Source organism: Hymenobacter lapidarius (genome assembly GCF_001816145.1).
Lineage (GTDB): Bacteria > Bacteroidota > Bacteroidia > Cytophagales > Hymenobacteraceae > Hymenobacter > Hymenobacter lapidarius.
In genome coordinates this window covers 1-2,041 of record NZ_MDZB01000015.1, presented here as the reverse complement: position 1 = coordinate 2,041, position 2,041 = coordinate 1, and the positions used below count along the sequence as shown (strand labels likewise).

Here is a 2,041-nt window from a genome sequence, read left to right as displayed (position 1 = left end):
CACCATCAACTGGGCCGAGCGCAACGTGCCCGCCATCCTGGAGGCCTGGTTTCCGGGGCCCTCGGGCGGCCGGGCCGTGGCCGAGGCCCTGTTCGGCGACTACAACCCCGGCGGCAAGCTCCCCATCACCTTCCCCAAAAGCACCGGCCAGATTGAGTTCAATTTCCCCTTCAAACCCGGCTCGCAGGCCGGCCAGCCCAGCGCCGGCGACCCCAACGGCGGCGGCCGCACCAGCGCCAACGGCCCGCTCTATCCCTTCGGCTTTGGCCTGAGCTACACTACCTTTAAGTACGACAACCTGCAGGTGTCGCCCCGCCAGGCCGCCCCCCAGGCCCTGATTGAAGTGGCCGTGGACGTGGCCAACACCGGCCCCGTGACGGGCGACGAAGTGGTGCAGCTCTACTTGCGCGACGTGCTCAGCAGCGTGGTCACCTACGACAGCCAGCTGCGCGGCTTCGAGCGCGTGGCCCTGAAACCCGGCGAGAAGAAAACCATTCGCTTCACCCTGCGGCCCGACGACCTGGCCCTGCTCGACCGCAGCATGAACCGCGTGGTGGAGCCCGGCCGGTTCGAGGTGCTCATTGGCAGCTCCTCGACTGACATTCGGGCCAAGGAGTCGTTTGAAAGCATGACCAGATAAACGAGCGGCCCGGATGACGAAGAGACGAAATTGTCTCGTTCATTATGTATCTGAAGCAATCAGTACATGTTATACCGGGCTGAATATTCGGCAATAAGTAGGTCGTTAGAATTACTTTGCATTAAGCAGGTCGAATATCATCTTTCAGACGACACTTTTAGTTGCTTATAAGCATTTTATCTTGATTTCCAATGTTAAACTAATTTCCCCGACCTACTTACCTTATCCTTATTTGCTTCAAACTGTGCTAAGTATAGCCCACTTGCTAAAGACCTAAGCTTTGAGCGGCGTTGTAAGAAACCACGTTGTTGAGCTGGGTGTAACGCTCAATCATGGCGTCCGTTTTTTGCTTGGTTTGGTTCTTAATGGCCTTATGGGACTGTCCGTTGAGCAAGGCTACCGTCACAAAGGACACGCGCAGCGAGTGGGCGGAGTAGTCCGGCCCGAGGCGCTTTTGCACGAGCTTGTTAATGGATATACCGGAGAGCCGCTTGTCCGACGGCGTAGCCATCTGGCCCGGTGCCGCCCGTGGAATCTTCACAAACAGCGGCCCTGTGGTGCGGCCTAGCAGGTGCAGCCAAGCCCGGAGACAGCGCACCGGGCAGAAATCTGCGTTAGGCACATAGAAAATAGCTTTGTCCTCGACCGCCCCGTACTGATTGGCTTTGCTTTTGGCTAGGTGCACCAGCAAGGCCTGCTCCGTAAATTCCAGCTGCTCGAGGTTGAGGTCCACCAGCTCCGAACGACGGAACGCCCCGTAGCTTGCGCAGGCGGTAGTAGTACTTCCAAAAGCCCCAGCCACCATGCCGCTTCACCAGCGCCCGCAACCGGGTGACCAGTCCGGCATGGGCGGGCTGGAGCCCCCCACGGCCCCCACCCGGTGGCGGGGAGTAGCTGTTGCGGGCCAGGCCCACGGGCGCACACGCCTGGCGCTGGCTCAGCCCCCGCCCACAGGCGTAATGGGCCACCGCGCGCCGGGCTGTGGGGGTGACTACTTTTTTCGCAACACCTCCTTGATAACCTGGTGTTCCAGGCTCAGCTCCGCGTAGAGCTGTTTGAGGCGACGGTTTTCGTCCTCCAGGTGCTTGAGGCGCTGCAACTCGCTCACGCTCATGCCCCCGAACTTGCTTTTCCACCCGTAAAAAGTGGGCTCACTGATGCCGTGCTCCCGGCAAATCTGAACCACCGTCTGGCCCTGGTCCTGTTGGCGCAAAATGCCCAGAATCTGGGCTTCGCTAAAGCGACTTTTTTTCATAAACAGTTAAAAATAGAAGGCGGTGGTCTAAAATGAGATGACTTAAATATGGTGTTTATGGTCACGACAATTCACACTTGCGCTAAATGCGAGAGCGCCGATATTCGCCGCAATGGACACAGCAACGGCCATGCCCGTAACCAGTG

General features: G+C 58.6%; 3 protein-coding genes. 1 reads left to right on the top strand and 2 read right to left on the bottom strand.

The features are described from left to right. The coding region (locus BEN47_RS00665; protein WP_193427117.1) for a fibronectin type III-like domain-contianing protein at positions 1 to 640 on the top strand (640 nt) is incomplete at its 5' end. A 265-nt stretch (positions 641 to 905) separates the two neighbouring features. Here BEN47_RS00665 and BEN47_RS00660 read toward each other — a convergent pair. Both BEN47_RS00660 and BEN47_RS00655 read right to left on the bottom strand, forming a co-directional pair. Beyond that, a complete protein-coding gene (locus tag BEN47_RS00660; protein WP_239691450.1) occupies positions 906 to 1,445 on the bottom strand; it encodes a site-specific integrase in 540 nt (179 codons plus the stop codon). A gap of 186 nt (positions 1,446 to 1,631) precedes the next feature. Beyond that, positions 1,632 to 1,895 (bottom strand): transposase, encoded by a 264-nt coding sequence (locus BEN47_RS00655; protein ID WP_070724283.1) that lies wholly within the window; start codon positions 1,893 to 1,895, stop codon positions 1,632 to 1,634. Between the last annotated feature and the right edge of the window lie 146 nt (positions 1,896 to 2,041).